Source organism: Streptomyces sp. NPDC003027 (assembly GCF_053591435.1).
Genome location: NZ_JBSFTU010000014.1, coordinates 47,693 through 63,604 on the forward strand (window position 1 = coordinate 47,693; position 15,912 = coordinate 63,604).

Annotated in this window: 14 protein-coding genes; 6 read left to right on the forward strand and 8 right to left on the reverse strand. The window is 72.6% G+C overall.

Annotated features, from left to right (window positions below; all coding sequences use genetic code 11):
* Positions 1 to 42: 42 nt before the first annotated feature.
* Complete coding sequence (locus ACWDX6_RS13000) at positions 43 to 1,332, forward strand: DUF5925 domain-containing protein (RefSeq protein WP_451484989.1); 1,290 nt, start codon at positions 43 to 45, stop codon at positions 1,330 to 1,332.
* A gap of 21 nt (positions 1,333 to 1,353) precedes the next feature.
* Here the strand turns inward: ACWDX6_RS13000 and ACWDX6_RS13005 are convergent, their stop codons facing one another.
* The gene (locus tag ACWDX6_RS13005) at positions 1,354 to 1,728 is read right to left on the reverse strand and encodes a GntR family transcriptional regulator (protein ID WP_451484990.1); all 375 of its coding nucleotides are present in this window, start codon (positions 1,726 to 1,728) and stop codon (positions 1,354 to 1,356) included.
* Positions 1,729 to 1,801: 73 nt separating this feature from the next.
* Between ACWDX6_RS13005 and ACWDX6_RS13010 the strand changes: the two genes are divergently transcribed.
* Positions 1,802 to 2,731 carry an N-acetyltransferase family protein gene (locus ACWDX6_RS13010; RefSeq protein ID WP_451484991.1) on the forward strand — a complete coding sequence of 310 codons (930 nt, stop codon included), beginning with the start codon at positions 1,802 to 1,804 and terminating at the stop codon, positions 2,729 to 2,731.
* Positions 2,712 to 3,194, forward strand: coding sequence for a DUF402 domain-containing protein (locus ACWDX6_RS13015; protein ID WP_451484992.1), 483 nt, complete (start codon positions 2,712 to 2,714; stop codon positions 3,192 to 3,194). The genes ACWDX6_RS13010 and ACWDX6_RS13015 overlap by 20 nt, the downstream gene beginning before the upstream one ends.
* A gap of 55 nt (positions 3,195 to 3,249) precedes the next feature.
* Here ACWDX6_RS13015 and ACWDX6_RS13020 read toward each other — a convergent pair whose 3' ends face one another.
* From ACWDX6_RS13020 to ACWDX6_RS13035, 4 genes are read right to left on the reverse strand one after another with little or no spacing between them, the layout of a single operon-like run.
* Positions 3,250 to 3,726, reverse strand: coding sequence for a GNAT family N-acetyltransferase (locus ACWDX6_RS13020; RefSeq protein WP_451484993.1), 477 nt, complete (start codon positions 3,724 to 3,726; stop codon positions 3,250 to 3,252).
* Positions 3,723 to 5,219: a tripartite tricarboxylate transporter permease gene (locus tag ACWDX6_RS13025; RefSeq protein WP_451484994.1), complete on the reverse strand. Its 1,497-nt coding sequence runs from the start codon at positions 5,217 to 5,219 to the stop codon at positions 3,723 to 3,725. The genes ACWDX6_RS13020 and ACWDX6_RS13025 overlap by 4 nt, the downstream gene beginning before the upstream one ends.
* Positions 5,220 to 5,222: 3 nt before the next feature.
* Complete coding sequence (locus tag ACWDX6_RS13030; protein ID WP_451484995.1) at positions 5,223 to 5,738, reverse strand: tripartite tricarboxylate transporter TctB family protein; 516 nt, start codon at positions 5,736 to 5,738, stop codon at positions 5,223 to 5,225.
* Positions 5,735 to 6,718, reverse strand: a complete 984-nt coding sequence (locus ACWDX6_RS13035; RefSeq protein WP_451484996.1) for a Bug family tripartite tricarboxylate transporter substrate binding protein — start codon at positions 6,716 to 6,718, stop codon at positions 5,735 to 5,737. Before ACWDX6_RS13035 ends, ACWDX6_RS13030 begins: the two co-directional genes overlap by 4 nt.
* A 123-nt stretch (positions 6,719 to 6,841) precedes the next feature.
* Here ACWDX6_RS13035 and ACWDX6_RS13040 point away from each other — a divergent pair, with 123 nt between their 5' ends.
* Both ACWDX6_RS13040 and ACWDX6_RS13045 read left to right on the forward strand, forming a co-directional pair.
* Positions 6,842 to 7,510, forward strand: a complete 669-nt coding sequence (locus tag ACWDX6_RS13040) for a response regulator (RefSeq protein WP_451484997.1) — start codon at positions 6,842 to 6,844, stop codon at positions 7,508 to 7,510.
* A gap of 468 nt (positions 7,511 to 7,978) precedes the next feature.
* On the forward strand, positions 7,979 to 9,001 hold the full coding sequence (locus ACWDX6_RS13045; RefSeq protein ID WP_451484998.1) for a lytic polysaccharide monooxygenase: 1,023 nt from the start codon (positions 7,979 to 7,981) through the stop codon (positions 8,999 to 9,001).
* Positions 9,002 to 9,004: 3 nt separating this feature from the next.
* Here ACWDX6_RS13045 and ACWDX6_RS13050 read toward each other — a convergent pair whose 3' ends face one another.
* From ACWDX6_RS13050 to ACWDX6_RS13060, 3 genes are all read right to left on the reverse strand, one after another.
* The gene (locus ACWDX6_RS13050; protein ID WP_451484999.1) at positions 9,005 to 9,874 is read right to left on the reverse strand and encodes an esterase/lipase family protein; all 870 of its coding nucleotides are present in this window, start codon (positions 9,872 to 9,874) and stop codon (positions 9,005 to 9,007) included.
* A gap of 178 nt (positions 9,875 to 10,052) precedes the next feature.
* Entirely contained in the window at positions 10,053 to 11,051 is a 999-nt protein-coding gene (locus ACWDX6_RS13055) for a DNA polymerase Y family protein (protein WP_451485000.1), read from the reverse strand.
* Entirely contained in the window at positions 11,048 to 14,662 is a 3,615-nt protein-coding gene (locus tag ACWDX6_RS13060; RefSeq protein ID WP_451485001.1) for a DNA polymerase III subunit alpha, read from the reverse strand. The genes ACWDX6_RS13055 and ACWDX6_RS13060 overlap by 4 nt, the downstream gene beginning before the upstream one ends.
* A 160-nt stretch (positions 14,663 to 14,822) precedes the next feature.
* Here ACWDX6_RS13060 and ACWDX6_RS13065 point away from each other — a divergent pair, with 160 nt between their 5' ends.
* Complete coding sequence (locus ACWDX6_RS13065; RefSeq protein WP_451485002.1) at positions 14,823 to 15,848, forward strand: ABC transporter permease; 1,026 nt, start codon at positions 14,823 to 14,825, stop codon at positions 15,846 to 15,848.
* Positions 15,849 to 15,912 lie beyond the last annotated feature (64 nt).

Sequence of the window (15,912 nt, forward strand, 5' to 3'; positions counted from 1 at the left end):
AACACTGTGCGCTCGATGCGTGATTGCCGGATCATGGGCGCCATGTCTGCCACCCCCGCGGAGCCCGCCACCTCGTCGGATCTTCCCGAGCCGTCGGAGCTTCCCGAACAGTCGCGGACTCCCGAGCCGTCGGATCCTCGCGATCCGGCCGCCGCCGACGCGCCGCCCACCTTCGAACAGCCGTCTTCCGTCGAACCGTCGGCTTCCGGCGGATCGTCGGCTTCCGTCGAACCGTCAGAACCCGCACGCGCGCTGCCGATCCGGCTCAATGTCGACGACAGCGACTCCCCCGCCGACGTCGTCGACGCGCTGTTCCTCGGCCGCTTCACGACGGGCGAGCAGCCGCACTCCCACAGCACCACCCTGGACCGGGTCAAGCCCGCCGCGACGCTGCTGCCCGCCGGGGCGAAGGTGCTGCGCGCGGCCAAGGACGACGACCGCAGCGCCGTGCTCGCCGAGGGCGACGGCTGGACCCTGCTGATCTCACGGTGGAACCGGGGCGCGGACGTCACCGTCACGGCGACGGACGTGGAGCTGGCGGAGAAGGTCCTCAAGGAGGCGACGGACGGCGCGAGGGACGAGCCGGAGCCCCAGCCGGAGAACGTGACGATGGGCTTCTGGTACGTGTCGCCCCGCCGCGGCCCGCACCGTACGACGCGTCAGATCAGCGCCGGCACATGGGAGGAGATCCGGCCCAACTACACGGCGCCGGTGGCCGAGTCGATGGACCGGCTGATGAAGGTCACGCCGGACGACATCGCGGGCAGGCTGCTGCTGCTCCACGGGCCGCCGGGAACGGGCAAGACGTCCGCGCTGCGGACGCTGGCCCGGTCATGGCGGGACTGGTGCCAGGTCGACTGCGTCCTGGACCCGGAACGCCTCTTCAACGATGTCGGCTATCTGATGGACATCGCGATCGGTGAGGACGAGGGCACGGCGAAGGGACGGTGGCGCCTGCTGCTCCTGGAGGACTGCGACGAGCTGATCCGGGGCGAGGCGAAGCACACGGCGGGGCAGGCGCTGTCGCGGCTGCTGAACCTGACGGACGGTCTCCTCGGCCAGGGGCGCAACGTCCTCGTCGGCGTCACGACCAACGAGGACCTGGAGCGCCTGCACCCGGCGGTGGTCCGGCCCGGCCGCTGCCTGGCGCGGATCGAGGTGGGCGGCCTGACCCGCGCCGAGGCACTGTCGTGGCTCGGCGAGGATGTCCAGGGCCGGGAAGCACTCGGCCCGCAGGGCGCCACGCTCGCGGAGCTGTTCGCGCTGCGCCGGGGCACGGCTCCGACCGGCGTCCCGGAGTCCCGCCGACCGGACGCGGGACTGTACCTGTAGGCCGGGCGGAGCCGCTGCCGCTCACGCCCCGTACGCCGCCCGCAGGGCCTCGTCCACCGCGCCGCGGGCCGCCTCGCGGGTCAGGCCGAGGCGCCGCGCCTCCTCCGCGAAGGCCGCCGCCGCCGTCGCCGCGCGGCGCTCCGCCGCGTCGCCCGCCGCCGCGACGAACGTGCCGTGCCGGCCCCTCGTCTCGATCACACCGTCCGCCTCCAGCGCCTTGTACGCCTTGGCGACCGTGTTCGCCGCCAGGCCGAGGTCCTCCGCCAGGCCCCGTACCGTCGGCAGTTTGTAGCCGACCGGCAGCGCGCCGGAGCGGGCGCGCTCCGCGATCTGGGCGCGCAGCTGTTCGTACGGGGCGGTCGGGGAGCCCGTGTCCACGGTGATTCGCAATGTCACGGGCCGATTCTGCCCCCGCCGCACGGAAAAATGGGAGGCGGCCCCACCACCCCCGCACGTACCGTGCGGCACCATGACTGTGATCGTGCGCGATGTACGGCCCGAAGACCCCGAGGACGCGGCGGGTTTCGCCCGGGTCCGGCGGGCAGCCCTCCCCTGCATGCTCGCCAACGCCGCCCAGGTGGCCTTCGACTGGGCGCACGCCCATCCCGACGCCCATGAGCGGCCCCTGGTCGCCGAGATCGACGGGGAGATCGTCGGCTGCTCGCAGCTCGGCATCGCGTACGACGCCCCAGAGCCCGGCATCGGCTCGGTCAACATCTACGTCCACCCGGAGAAGCGGGGCCGCGGCGCCGGCACGCTCCTGCTGCGGGCCTCCGAGGAGCACCTCGCGGAGGTCGGGGCGACCACGCTCTACAGCTGGGTGCTCGACGAGCCGGGGTTCCGCGCCTTCGCCGAGCGGCACGGGTACGCGTCCAGCCGGTCCGCGCACTTCCTCCGCCTCGACCTGGCCGGTGCCGAGCTGCCCCCGCTCCAGGGCCCGCCCGCCGGTGTCGAGTTGCGGACGGCCGCCGAGTTCGCCGCCGACCCCCGTCCGCTCTTCGTCCTCGACGCGCTGACCACCGCCGACGAACCGGGTGACGTCGGCGCCGAGCTCACCGACTACGAGCACTGGCTGGCGACCACCTGGAACCACCCCCTGCTCGACCGCGAGCTGACCACCGTCGCCGTCGTGGACGGACAACCCGCCGCCTTCAGCGCCGCGCAGACCGACGGCGCCGGCCGGTACGGCTCGGTAATGACCGGCACCGACCCCGCGTTCCGGGGCCGCGGCCTGGCCAAGCTCGCCAAGAATCACTCCCTGCACCGCGCCCGCGCCGCCGGCTGTACGGAGGCGTTCACCGGGAACGACGCCGGGAACGGACCGATGCTGGCCATCAACTCATGGTTCGGATACGAGATCTGCGCGACGGAGGTACGCCATGTCCGCACGCTTGGTTGATGTGGTGCTCATGAAGGCGGGGCGGACGAAGATCCGTTACCCGGCGGACGTCCTCGCCGACGACGGCACCCGGCTCACGGTCCGCGCCCCCTGGGCGGCGGAGGGCGTACGGGACTTCGGCTTCGTACGGTTCGAGCCGGGCGACGTCTTCGTCGAGCACTACTGGCGCGACCGCTGGTACGCGGTCAAGGAGATCCGCTCGGCGGACGGCGCGCTCAAGGGCTGGTACTGCGACATCACCCGGCCTGCCGCGATCGGGGAGGGCGGTGAGGTGGTGGTCGAGGACCTGGACCTGGATCTCTGGGTGTCGGCGGACGGCAGCGAGGTGCTGCGACTCGACGAGGACGAGTTCGCGGCGAGCGGCCTGGCCACCTCCGACCCGGAGGCGGCCGCCTGCGCGGTCGTCGCCCTCGACGAGCTGGAGGTGCTGGGCCGCGAGGGCCTGCTGGAGCTGCTGGGTTGAGGTCGCGGCGCCGGGACGGCGCAGGCGGGCTCCTCGACGATGCCGCCCCCAGAAGTCACCGCGTCCGGGGCGGGTCGAGGAGCGCGGGCACGCGCTTGCGGTAATGGATGCGGTCGTACGGCCCGTCCAGGCGGCGCTCGGCGATCTCGTAGCCGTACCGCTCGTAGAGCTTCTGGTTCTCCCACATCATCGCGTTGGTCAGCAGTCGTACCTCCGGCAGCCCCAGTTCCCTGGCGTACGTTTCGACCCAGGTGAGCAGGGTGCGGCCGAGGCCCGTGCCCTGGGCGTCCGGATGGACCGCGATCTCGTCCAGGTAGAGGTGGTCGGCCTCGGGGATCACCACCACGAGGCCGAGCACCGGGTCCCCGACGACGAACACCCTCCCCGCGGCCACGTTCGCCGCGTGGTCGTACTCCATCGGCGCCGGTACGAGACCGATCCGTTCGATGTAGTGCCGGAAGGCCGCGTCGGTCACGGACTTCACGGCGGGCACGTCGTCGGGGACCGCGAGGCGGGGCATGGCGTCTGTCATACCGTCACGTTACGACGGCGCTTGATCACCTTCTTCAGCAGCGGCCAGGCCAGCAGGACCACGACGACCGCGTACACGGTGACGGAGAACGGGGTGTCGACAAGGCCGGTCAGGGAGCCGTCGCTGATCTGCAGCGCGCGGCGGAGCTGCTGTTCGGCGGCCGGGCCGAGGATGACACCGATCACGGCCGGCAGGACGGGCAGTCCGTAGCGCCGCATGCCGAGACCGATGAGGCCGATGACCAGCAGGATCACCAGGTCGAGCGCCTCGCCGCCGACCGCGTAGGCACCGACGGCCGCGAAGAAGAGGATGCCGGCGTAGAGGTACGGGCGCGGGATGCGCAGCAGCTTGGCCCAGAGGGGGGCGAGCGGCAGGTTGAGGGCGAGCAGCAGGACCATGCCGACGAAGAGCGAGGCGATCAGGCCCCAGACGAGATCGGGTTCGCGCTCGAACAGGAGCGGGCCGGGCTGGATGCCGTACTGCTGGAACGCGGCGAGCATGACGGCCGCGACGGCGGTCGTCGGGAGCCCCAGGGTGAGCATGGAGACGAGCGTGCCGGCGGCGGAGGCGGAGGCGGCGGACTCCGGGCCGGCGACGCCTTCGATGGCTCCCTTGCCGAACTGGTCCTTGTGCTTCGAGAGACGCTTCTCGGTGACGTACGACAGGAAGGTCGGGATCTCCGCGCCGCCGGCCGGGATCGCGCCGAACGGGAAGCCGATGACGGGGCCGCGCAGCCAGGACTTCCAGGTGCGCCGGACGTCTTCCCTGCCGAGCCACGGCCGTCCGACGGGGATGGCCTCGCCGGTGGTACGGCGCAGATGGGCCGCGACCCACAGCGCCTCGCCGATGGCGAAGAGGCCGACCGCGACGATGACGACGTCGACGCCGTCGGCGAGCTGGAGCGAGCCGAAGGTGAGGCGCTGCTGGCCGGTCATCTGGTCGAGACCGATCAGGCCGATCGTCAGGCCGATGAGGAGCGAGGCCAGACCGCGGATGCGGGAGGAGCCGAGGACGGAGGTCACCGCGATGAAGGCGAGGACCATGATGGCGAAGTAGTCGGGCGCGCCGATGTCGACGGCGAGCGCGGCGACGGTCGGGGCGAGGGCGACGAGCAGCAGGGTGCCGATCATCCCGCCGGTGAAGTGGCCGATGGCGGCCGCCGCGAGCGCCTGGGCGCCGCGGCCGGCCTTGGCCATGGGGTTGCCCTCCATGGCGGCGACGACGGCCGCGCTCTCCCCGGGGGTGTTGAGCAGGATGGAGGTGGTGGAGCCGCCGAACATGGCTCCGTAGTAGATGCCGGCGAACATGATGAAGGCGCCGGTGGGTTCCAGTCCGTAGGTCACCGGCAGCAGCAGGGCGACCGCCATGGCGGGGCCGATGCCGGGCAGGACGCCGATGGCGGTGCCGAGGAGCACGCCGATGGCGGCCCACAGCAGGTTCGTCGGGGTGAGGGCCGTACCGAAGCCGTCGATGAGCGAGTTCAGTGAGTCCATGGGTCAGAGCACTCCCATCAGCGGGCCGCCGGGCAGCGGGACTCCGAGCAGGTTGTTGAAGACGATGTACGTGAGGAGGGAGAGGCCGGCGGCGATGAGGGGGTCGCGGTGGAGGTGGCGGCTGCCCAGCGCGTAGGCGGCGCTCCAGAAGAGGAGGGCGCCGGCGACGGGGAAGCCGACCGGGTCGATGAGAACGGCGAAGGCGAGGAAGACGCCGGCGAGCAGCAGCACCGTGCGCCAGTCGCTGGGCTCGGAGAGGTCGACGTCCTCGCCGCCCTCGGCTTCGCCGCGCCCGCCGCGCAGGACGTCGACCGCGAGGAGTACGGCGACCAGGAGCAGGCCGGCGCCGACGACGAGCGGGACGGTCCGGGGGCCGACGGGGCCGCGCTGGGTGAGGTCGAGGGACATGGTCAGGGCGTCGGTGAGGACGAGGACGCCGATGACGAGGAGGAGGAGGCTGACGCCGAGCTCGGAGTGCTCGCGGAGCCAGCCGGACCGCTTCTCGGTGGGGGTGCTCACAGGCCCAGCTCCTTCAGTACCGACGCGACCTGCCTGTCCTGTTCGGCGAGGAAGTCACCGAACTTCTCGCCGGGCAGGAAGGCGTCGTTCCAGCCGTTCTTCTTCAGCGACTCCCGCCACTGCGGGGAGTCGTGCAGTTTGGTCACCAGGCCGACGAGCTTGTTCCGCTCGGCGTCGGAGAGGCCGGGCGGGGCGACGATCCCGCGCCAGTTGGTGAACTCGGTGTCGAGTCCGGCCTCCCGGAGGGTGGGGGCGTCGAGCCCGGGGACGCGCTCGGGGCCGGTGACGGCCAGGAGGCGCAGTTCGCCGGATCTGATCTGGTCGAGGTACTCGCCGACGCCGGAGACGCCGAAGGCGACCTTGTCGCCGAGGATGGAGGCGAGGAGTTCGCCGCCGCCGTCGAAGGGGATGTAGTTGACGCTCTTCGGCGCGATGCCGGCGGCCTGGGCCATGAGCATCGGCGCGAGGTGGTCGGGTCCGCCGGGCGAGGAGCCGCCGCCGACGGGCAGTTTGCCGGGGTCCTTCCGCCAGGCGGCGAGAAGCTCCTGGATGGTCCGGTACGGGGAGTCCTTGCCGACCACGACGATGTCCGGTTCCTCGGTGAGCCGGGCGATCGGGGTGGTGTCGGTGAGGGTCTTCGGGGTCTTGTTGGTGTGGACGGCTCCGACGACGCCGAGGCCCATGGACATCGCGAGCCGGCCGTTGCCGTGCTCCCCGACGAGCCGGGTGAGGCCGACGGTGCCACCGGCGCCGGGCAGGTTGAAGACCTCGATGTCGGTGGTCAGACCGGCGTCCTCGGCGTTCTTGGCAGCGGTGCGGGCGGTGATGTCGTATCCGCCGCCGGGCGTGTTGGGGACCATGAACCGCAGGCCGGGGATCTGCGTGCCGGTGTCGGAGCCGCCGCCGGTGGAGAGCAGCGGCGGCCCCACGAGCACCAGCAGCGCCGCCCCGAACAGGGCGAGGGGAGTGCGTAGACGCACGTGTGCCGCCTCTCGGGTAGATGGGGTGAAGTGGCCCACATGTTGCCCGCGCGTTAAGAAGCTGTCTCTCTTCCGCAATCAACGGACGTTGTGGTCCTTGTGGTCGCGACCTAGCGTGGCGGCGTGACGAAGGTGCTGGTGGTGGACGACGACTTCATGGTCGCGAAGCTGCACAGCCGTTATGTGTCGGCCGTGGACGGTTTCTCCGTCGTCGGTGTCGCGCACAGCGGCGCCGAAGCGCTGCGCGCGGCCGATCTATTGCGTCCCGATCTGGTGCTGCTCGACATCTTTCTGCCCGATATGGACGGGATCAGCGTGCTGCGGGAGCTGCGCGGGGCGGGCCTGGGGGTCGACGCGCTGTTCATCACGGCGGCGCGGGACGCGGGCACGATCCGTTCGGCGCTGCGGGCGGGGGCGCTGCACTATCTGATCAAGCCGTTCAACCAGGCCGCCCTGCAGGAGCAGCTGCGGCACGTGGCGTCGCTGCGCAGTCGCCTGGAGGATTTGGACGAGGCCCGCCAGGAGGACGTGGACCAGATCTTCGGGACCCGCCCGCCGGGTTCGCGGGAGCTCCCGAAGGGGCTGGCGGCGCCCACGGCTGAGCTGGTGGACGGCATTCTCCGGGCGCATCCGGAGGGCCTGTCGGCGACGGAGTGCGCGGAGGCGGGCTCGCTGTCCCGGGTCAGCGCCCGGCGCTATCTGGAGTACTTCGCGGAGACGGGCCGCGCGGAGATCACCCTGCGGTACGGGGGGACGGGGCGGCCCGAGCGCCGCTACCGCCGGCTGGGCTGAACACGCGGGCTCTCCCGCGGGGCGCGACGGCTCGCGCTTGGGGCGCTTCCCCGTTCGGCTCGGTTCGGTGGCTTCCCCGTTCGGCTTGGTTCGGTGGCTTCCCCGTCCGGCTCGGTTCGGGGCCGCTCGGCGAGCTTCGTCTCGGCAGGTTCGGGCTCCACTCGGGCCTCACTCGGGCCCCGCTCGGGCCACCGTTCCGGTGCCGTTCCCTCCGCTTCCTGAGCGGCTTCTTACTCCTGCCTTAAGGCGACCATAAAGATCGCCGTCCGCCCCGCCCAGCAGCCCTTTCCACGGTTTCGACGGGCTAGCTTGCTGAGCGCCGGGCCGGTCCGGGCCGTCGGTGCCGTAGCTCTCGGGGGGCTGCGCCGCCGGGCCGGACCGCCCCCGCGTCTTCCTCGCGTCAGCGCCTCCGCGCGTCCGCGCGTCCCCGCGTCCCCCACCGGCCCCCGCCGAAGGAGTTGCTCCGACATGACCGCTCGCCGCAAGGCCTCCACCGCTCTCGCCCTCGGCATCGCGCCGCTCGCGCTCGCCGGTCTCGCCGCCGCCCCGGCCTCCGCGCACGGGTCGATGACGGATCCGGTGAGCCGGGTCTCGGCCTGTTACGCGGAGGGGCCGGAGAGCCCGAGGTCCGACGCGTGCAAGGCGGCGGTCGCGGCGAGCGGGGTGCAGGCGTTCTACGACTGGAACGCGGTGAACATCGCCAACGCGGCCGGCAAGCACCGCGAGCTGATCCCGGACGGCGCGTTGTGCAGCGCCGGCAACGACAAGTACCGGGGCCTCGACCTGGCACGCGCCGACTGGCCGGCGAGCCGGCTCGACTCCGGTGCGCACCGCTTCCGTTACAAGGCGACCGCGCCGCACCGGGGTTCCATCGAGCTGTACGTCACCAAGGACGGCTACGACCCGTCGAAGCCGCTGAGCTGGTCGGACCTGGAGGAGAAGCCGTTCGCGACGGTGACCGATCCGAGGCTGGAGGGCGGCGACTACGTCTTCGACGGGACCGTGCCGCGGAAGTCCGGCCGGCATCTGATCTACTCGATCTGGCAGCGCTCGGACTCCCCCGAGGCGTTCTACACCTGCTCCGACGTCGTCTTCGGCCGCGACAGCGGCGGTACGGCCCCGGCGCCGTCCGCACCCACCGACGAGCAGATCGAGGACGGCAAGGACGAGTCGTCGGTCGAACACGGCGGGCACGGGGACGACAAGGCGGAGACGGGCGCGAAGGAGACGGCCGCCGCCCCGGCCTCGGCGCCGCCCGCGCCGGCCCCGTCCGAGCCCACCACGCCGACCGAGCCGGCGACGCCGACCTCACCGAACGCGCCGGCGGCCGCCGACGGCTCGGGCGAGAGCCTCGCCGCGACCGGAGGCGACGCCATGACCCCATACCTCGCGGTCGGTGGCGCCGCCGTCCTGGCGATCGGCGCGGCGGTGCTCTTCGCGACGGTCCGCCGCTCGTCGCCGTCGGCGGGCGGCCGCCGACGCAGCCGCTGACCGCTAGCCGACCACGGACGCGCAGGTGGTCGGGGTCGCGTGGGCCGGGTCGAGGGCGTTGGCCACCTCGTGGAACGTGACCCGGTCCACCGTCCCGATCGCCACGTGTTCCGAGAGGTCGAGCGCGCACTTGTCCTGGATGAGGACGTTGGTGACGTGCTCGCCGTCGAGGAACTGCGAGCGGTACGGGGTGACGACCTGGTCGTACCTGGTCGCGATGACCGTGTACGTGACGCCCGGCACGGTGTCCCCGCCCTCGTTGAGCCGGGTGAGGAACGGGGAGCCGACGATCTGGTCGGCGAGAGCGGGGGTCTTCTCGCTGAGCAGGTCCTCGACGCCGGGGAAGTACGGCAGCAGCGCGGTGAGGCCGAGCAGGGTGGTGCCGTGGTTGTCGGGGGCGATCCCGACGAGCGCGTTGACCTTCTCGGCCCCGCCGAGGAACTTGAGGTAGTGGCGAGGCATCATGCCGCCCTGGGAGTGGCCGACGAGATCGGCCTCGGCGGCGCCGGTGGCCGCGAGCACCCTGTCCACGTAAGCGTCGAGCTGTTCGGCCGACTTCTCGATCGGGCCGAGACCGTGGAAGAACGGCACGTTCGGCAGCCGGCCGTAGTCGAGCGAGAAGACGCAGTACCCGCGGTCGACCAGGTACGGCGCGAGGAACAGCCAGTTGTCGACGGAGTTCCCGAAGGTGCCGTGGACGAGGACGACCGGGCGCGGATGCGCGGTGGAGGGCTTGCAGGTGAAGTCGTTCCAGCCCCGGCTCACGGTGGTGGCGGCCGTGGTGGCCTGGGCGGAGGCGGTGGGGGCGAGGGTGGCGGCGGCGGTCAGCAGCAGGACCGACACGGCTCTGAGCGCGTGCTTCCAGGGCAGCATCGTGCGATCTCCTTGCGGCTCAAGGGAAACCTGGGACGAGCGACGGCAGCGAGCCCTGCGGTCCGGACCACAGGGGGGATTGCTCTGCTCATGCCAAGCTACGCACGAGTAGTTCTTGCCGGGAAGGTACGCGTCGGTAAAAAATGACTCCTCGTCAATAAGGAGTAGCGGCCCGGCCTCAGGCGGCCAGGGGCCCCGGCCCCTGGGCCAGCGAGCCCGGCAGCACCGCCCGCGGACCGAACTTCGCGCGCGCCCGGTCCGCCACCGCCTCGATCCTCCGGGCCTTCTCGTCCGCCGGGTCGAAGGTCAGCTGGTGCGCGGCCCCCTCGGCCGGCGCGAGCCCCTCCGCGCGCAGCGCGATCCCCCGCACCCGTGCCCGCTGGAGCCCGAACGACTCGTGGACCGCGTACGCGAGGGCGGTGAGCGCCGCCGAGTGCGCGGTCGGCTCGCGCAGCGTACGGGTACGGCTGCTGGTGGACCGGTCCGCGTACCGCACGGTCACCGTCAGGGAGCGGCACACCTGTTTCTCCGCCCGCATCCGGGCGCCCAGCTCCCCGGCGAGCGAGAGCAGCGCCCGGCGCTGGGCCGACGGGTCCAACTCATCCCGGTCGAAGGAGCGTTCGGCGGCCATCGAGCGGGAGAGCGCGTTCGGTACGACCGGGGTACGGTCGACGCCCCGCGCCCGCTCCCCCAGCTCGCGTCCCGTCCTCGCGCCGACCAGGCGCTGGAGCACGGCGAGCGGCGCGTCCGCGACCCGGCCGATGGAGTCGAGTCCGTACGCGCAGAGGGTACGGGCGGTGGTGCGGCCGACCCCGTCGAGCGCGGCGACCGGGCGGTCCCGCAGGAAGCTCTCCGGATCCTCGACGACCAGGGTGGCTCCGGGGCGGGCCTCGCGGGCGGCCATCCGGGCCAGCATCGGGTTGGGACCGGCCCCGATGACGCAGTCGACGCCGTACAGGGCGAGCGCCCTGACCCGTACCACCGAGGCCAGTTCCGCCGGGCTCCAGCCGAAGTAGCGCAGCGCGCCGCGCACGTCGGCGAGCAGGGTGTCGGGCGGGGCGGCCTCGACGACCGGGGTGAACTCGCCGAGCAGCTCCACCAGTCGCGGCAGCATCGGCTCGGCCCCTCCGCTTTCGAAAGGCGCGGGTTCCAGCCGGAACCGTACACAGAGGATCATCCCGCGCTCCCCGGACTGCTGTGCCACAACTTCCGCGACGGGGTCGCCGCGCCCTCGCCGGCCGGCTGGAGGTCCGCCCAGGGGTTCATCTCGTACCCCGTCGACATCCTGATCCGGCGACCACTGTCGGTGGTCTTCCCCTCGGCGGGCTTCCCATCCGCGGTCTTCTCGCCGGCGGACTTCCCGTCGGCGAGCTTCCCGTCGGCGGTCTTCTCGCCGGTGCTCTCCGGCCGGGAGGCGAGACGCTCCCCCACCGCCTCCAGACCTCCGGTCGCCCGCAGCTCCACCAGCTCCGCGAGGTTCCAGGCCGCGGACCCGACCACGCTGAGGCTGCGCGGGCCGCGCCGCTGCACCACGCCCCGGACGAGCAGCAGCCAGGAGTGGAAGACGGTGTGCGCGCATTCCTCGTGGGAGTCGTCGAAGAAGGCGAGGTCGACCAGGCCCGTGCCGTCGTCGAGCGTGGTGAAGATGACCCGCCTGCCGGAGCGGATCGGCGGGGTCTGGGTGGCCGCCTTCGCGCCCGCGACCAGGACGGTCTGCCCGTGCGGGGCCTCGCGCAGCCGTTTGGCGGAGACCACGCCGAGTTCCCGCAGGAAGGCGTGGTGGTCGCCCATGAGATGGCGGGAGGCGTCCATGCCGAGTACGCCCAGCTCGGCGCTGAGCCGCTCCGACTCGTCGAGGTCGGGCAGACCGATGGGGGCGGTCTTCCGGCCCTGGGCGAGCGGGAGTTGCCCGCCGTAGGAGGCGGCTCCGCGCTGGGTGCGGTGCAGTTCGGTCAGGTGCAGCAGCAGATCACGCCGGTTGGCGCCGAAGGCGTCCAACGCACCGACCTGCGCGAGCCGTTCGGCCACCGGCTTTCGCGGCCTGGCCCGCTCCCAGAAGTCGAGCAGCGAGGCGTAGGGCTGTCCGGCCTCGATCCGCTCGCTCTCCGCCTCGCTGATGCCGTGGACGTCGGCGAGGGCGAGCCGGAGCCCCCACACCTCCGGCGACTCAGACACCAGTTCGATACGGTGGGCGGCCGCCGACCGGTTCACGTCCAGCGGCAGCACCAGCACCCCGCGCCGCCGCGCGTCCGCGAGCAGCAGCCGCTTCGGGTACATCCCCGGGTCATGGGTGAGCAGCCCGGCGTAGAAGGCCGCCGGGTGGTGCGCCTTGAGCCAGGCCGACTGGTACGTGGGGACGGCGAAGGCCACCGCGTGCGCCTTGCAGAAACCGTACGAGCCGAACGCCTCCACGATCTCCCAGGTGCGGGCGATCGTCTCGAGGTCGTACCCCCGCCGCGCGGCCCGCTGAGCGAACCAGACCTTGATCCGCCCCTCCGACTCGGGGTGCGAAAGCCCGCGCCGCGCCTGGTCGGCCTCGCCCCGGCCGCAGCCGGTCATGATCCGCACGATCTCGATGATCTGTTCGTGGAAGACGACGACGCCGTACGTCTCCTTCAGCGCGCCCTCCAGGTCCGGGTGCGGGTAGCGGGCGGGGGCCCGGCCGTGGCGGGCCTCGATGAACGGCCTGACCATGTCGGCGGCGACCGGGCCGGGCCGGAAGAGCGAGATGTCGACGACGAGGTCGTGGAAGGTGGCGGGCTGGAGCCGGCCGACCAGGTCGCGCTGGCCGGGCGACTCGATCTGGAAGCAGCCGAGGGTCTCGGTGGACTGGATGAGCCGGTACGTCTTCGGGTCGTCCGGTTCGACCTGTTCCGGGTCGTCGAGGTCCACCTTCTCGCCGGTCGCCCGCTCGATCTCGGCGACGGCATGGGCCATGGCGGACTGCATCCGAACCCCGAGGACGTCGAGCTTGAGCAGCCCGAGGTCCTCCACGTCCTCCTTGTCGAACTGGGACATGGGGAATCCCTCGCCGCTGGTGGGCACGACAGGGGTACGGGTGAGCAGCGAGGCGTCCGAGAGCAGCACCCCGCACGGGTGCATGGCGGTCCCGCGCGGGAGCTTGTCGAGGGCCTCGACCAGCTCCCAGAGCCTGCCGTGCTTCTGCCTCTGTCCGGCGAGTTCGCGCAGCTCGGGCAGTTCGTCGAGGGCGGCGAGCGCGTCCCGGGCCCGGATGTGCGGGAACGCCTTGGCGATCCGGTCGATCTCGGCGGGGTCCATGGACAGGGCCGCGCCCACGTCCCGTATCGCGTGGCGCACCCGGTAGGTCTCGGGCATGGCGACGGTGGCGACCCGCTCGGTGCCGAAGCGGTCGATGATCGCGCGGTAGACCTCCAGACGGCGGGCGGACTCGACGTCGATGTCGATGTCGGGCAGGGCGGTGCGGTTCTTGGACAGGAAGCGCTCCATCAGCAGCCCGTGCTCGACCGGGTCGGCGTGAGCGATACCGAGGAGGTGGTTGACGAGGGAGCCGGCGCCGGAGCCGCGGGCGGCGACCCGGATCCCCATCTTCTTGATGTCGTCCACCACCTGAGCGACCGTCAGGAAGTAGGTGGCGAAACCGTGGTGGTCGATGATGTCCAACTCACGGTGCATCCGGTCCCAGTAGGCGCGGCGCTTGTCGTAACCGCGCAGCACCATGCCGGCGGCGGCCCGGGAGGCGAGGACGCGCTGGGCGGTGCGGTGCGCGGCGCCGACGAGGTGCGGCTCGGGGAAGTGGGCGGAGCCGATGCCGAGGTCGTCCTCCGGGTCGAGCAGGCAGTCGGCGGCGACCGCCCGGGTCTGTTCGAGCAGCCGGTGGGCGGTGTCCCGGCGGAAGCCCGCCGCCTCGACGATCCGTTCGGCGGCGGCCGCCATGCCGTCCGCGCCCTTGAGCCAGGCCTCGCCGCTGTCGAGCTCCTTGCGGGGGTCGATGGGCACGAGGCGGCGGGCGGAGTCGAGGACGTCGGCGACGGGGCCTTGGCCGGGGTCGGCGTAGCGGACGTCGTTGGTGAGGACCGGGCGGACGCCCTGCTCGGCGGCGAAGCCGACGGTACGGGCGGCGAGCCGCAGGGAGCCGGGGCCCGTGCCGGACCGCCCGTGGTGGACGGCTTCCAGGCGCAGCGCGTCGCCGTACCGCTCGCGCCAGGGGGCGAGCAGCCGGGCGGCCCGGTCGGGGCGGCCGGCGGCGAGGGCGCGGCCGACGTCGGAGGCGGGGCCGAGGAGCACGATCAGGCCGTCGCCGTGCTGGGCGTCCCAGGGCAGCAGGGGGCGCTCGCCCTCCGCGTGGGCGGCGGTGATCATCCGGCAGAGCGCGGCCCAGCCCTCACGGGAACGGGCGAGGAAGACGGCGCGGGGCGCGGACTCGTCCACGAAGGCGCCACCGCACACGGGCACGCGGCGCGCGGAGGTCCCGGCGTTCGGGCCGCGGTCGCGCGGGCGCCCGAGACCGGCACCGGCACCGGCACCGGCGGGGCCCGCACCACGCGGACCGGCACCGTGCGGACCGGCCCCGGCCCGGCCCGCCGGGGCGGGACCGGCGAGCGCCAGGTCCGCGCCGAACAAGGGCCGCACCCCCGCCGCCGCACAGGCCTTCGCGAAGCGGACCACGCCCGCGACGGTGTCCCGGTCGGTGAGGGCCAGGGCGTCCATGCCGCGCTCGGCGGCGCGCTCGGCCAGCCGCTCGGGGTGCGAGGCGCCGTAGCGCAGGGAGAAGCCCGACGCGGTGTGCAGATGCGTGAACCCCGGCATGCGCACCTCCCGCATCGATTCGTACGTACGTTCCCACCCCCTCTTCTTCACCCTAACCCATTTCGAACGTGCGTACGATGCGGCGGGTGTCCGGCCCGCCCGTCATCCGTTCGGCCCCGGCCCACCTGCGCGAACACCCCCAGCCCCGGAGCGTGGGGGCATGAGCCTCGCCGCTGAACTGAAGAGCGCCGTCACCCCGCGAGCCGCCCTGCTCGTCCTCGGCGTGTTCACCCTCCAGCTGCTGTTCATCGCCTCGTACGTCGGGGCGCTGCACAGCCCGAAACCGAAGGACGTGCCCTTCGGCGTGGTCGCGCCGCAGCAGGTCTCCGCCCAGCTCATGGGACGACTGGAGAAGCTTCCCGGCCAGCCGCTCGACCCCCGGACGGTCATGGACGAGGCCGAGGCCCGGAAGCAGATCATGAACCGGGAGATCGACGGCGCCCTGGTGGTGAACCCGGCCGGGACCACCGACACCCTGCTCGTCGCCTCCGGCGGCGGCGCGGTGCTGTCCTCCGCCCTGAACACGCTCTTCACCGAGGTCGAGGCCGCCAACCGGCGCACGGTCCGAACCGTCGACATCGCCCCGGCCTCCAAGCAGGACTTCGACGGCCTCTCGGCGTTCTACCTGGTCGTCGGCTGGTGCGTCGGCGGTTACATCTGCGCCGCGATCCTCGCCATCAGCGCGGGCTCCCGGCCGGCCAACCGCGAGCGCGCGATCATCCGGCTCGGTGTGCTCGCCCTCTACTCGGTCCTGGGCGGCCTCGGCGGCGCGGTCATCGTGGGGCCGATCCTGGGGGCCCTGCCGGGCAGCGTCGCGGCCCTGTGGGGCCTGGGCGCCCTGGTCGTCTTCGCGGTCGGCGCGGCCACCCTGGCCCTCCAGTGCCTCTTCGGCATCGTCGGCATCGGCCTGGCGATCCTGCTGATCGTGATCGCGGGCAATCCGAGCGCGGGCGGCGCCTTCCCGCTCCCGATGCTGCCCCCGTTCTGGAACGCGATCGGCCCGGCCCTGCCCCCGGGCGCGGGCACCTGGGCGGCGCGCTCGATCGCGTACTTCAAGGGCAACGACGTCACCGGCTCGCTCCTGGTCCTCTCGGCCTGGGCGCTCGTCGGCACCGTGATCACCCTGGTGCTGTCCTCGCTGAAGCGCACACCGGAGCAGGAGCGGATCGCGGACGAGGTGGCCTGAGCCGCTGAACGACCGAGCCCCGGTCGCCTGCTCGTAGCAGGCGGCCGGGGCTCGGTGTTCAGTG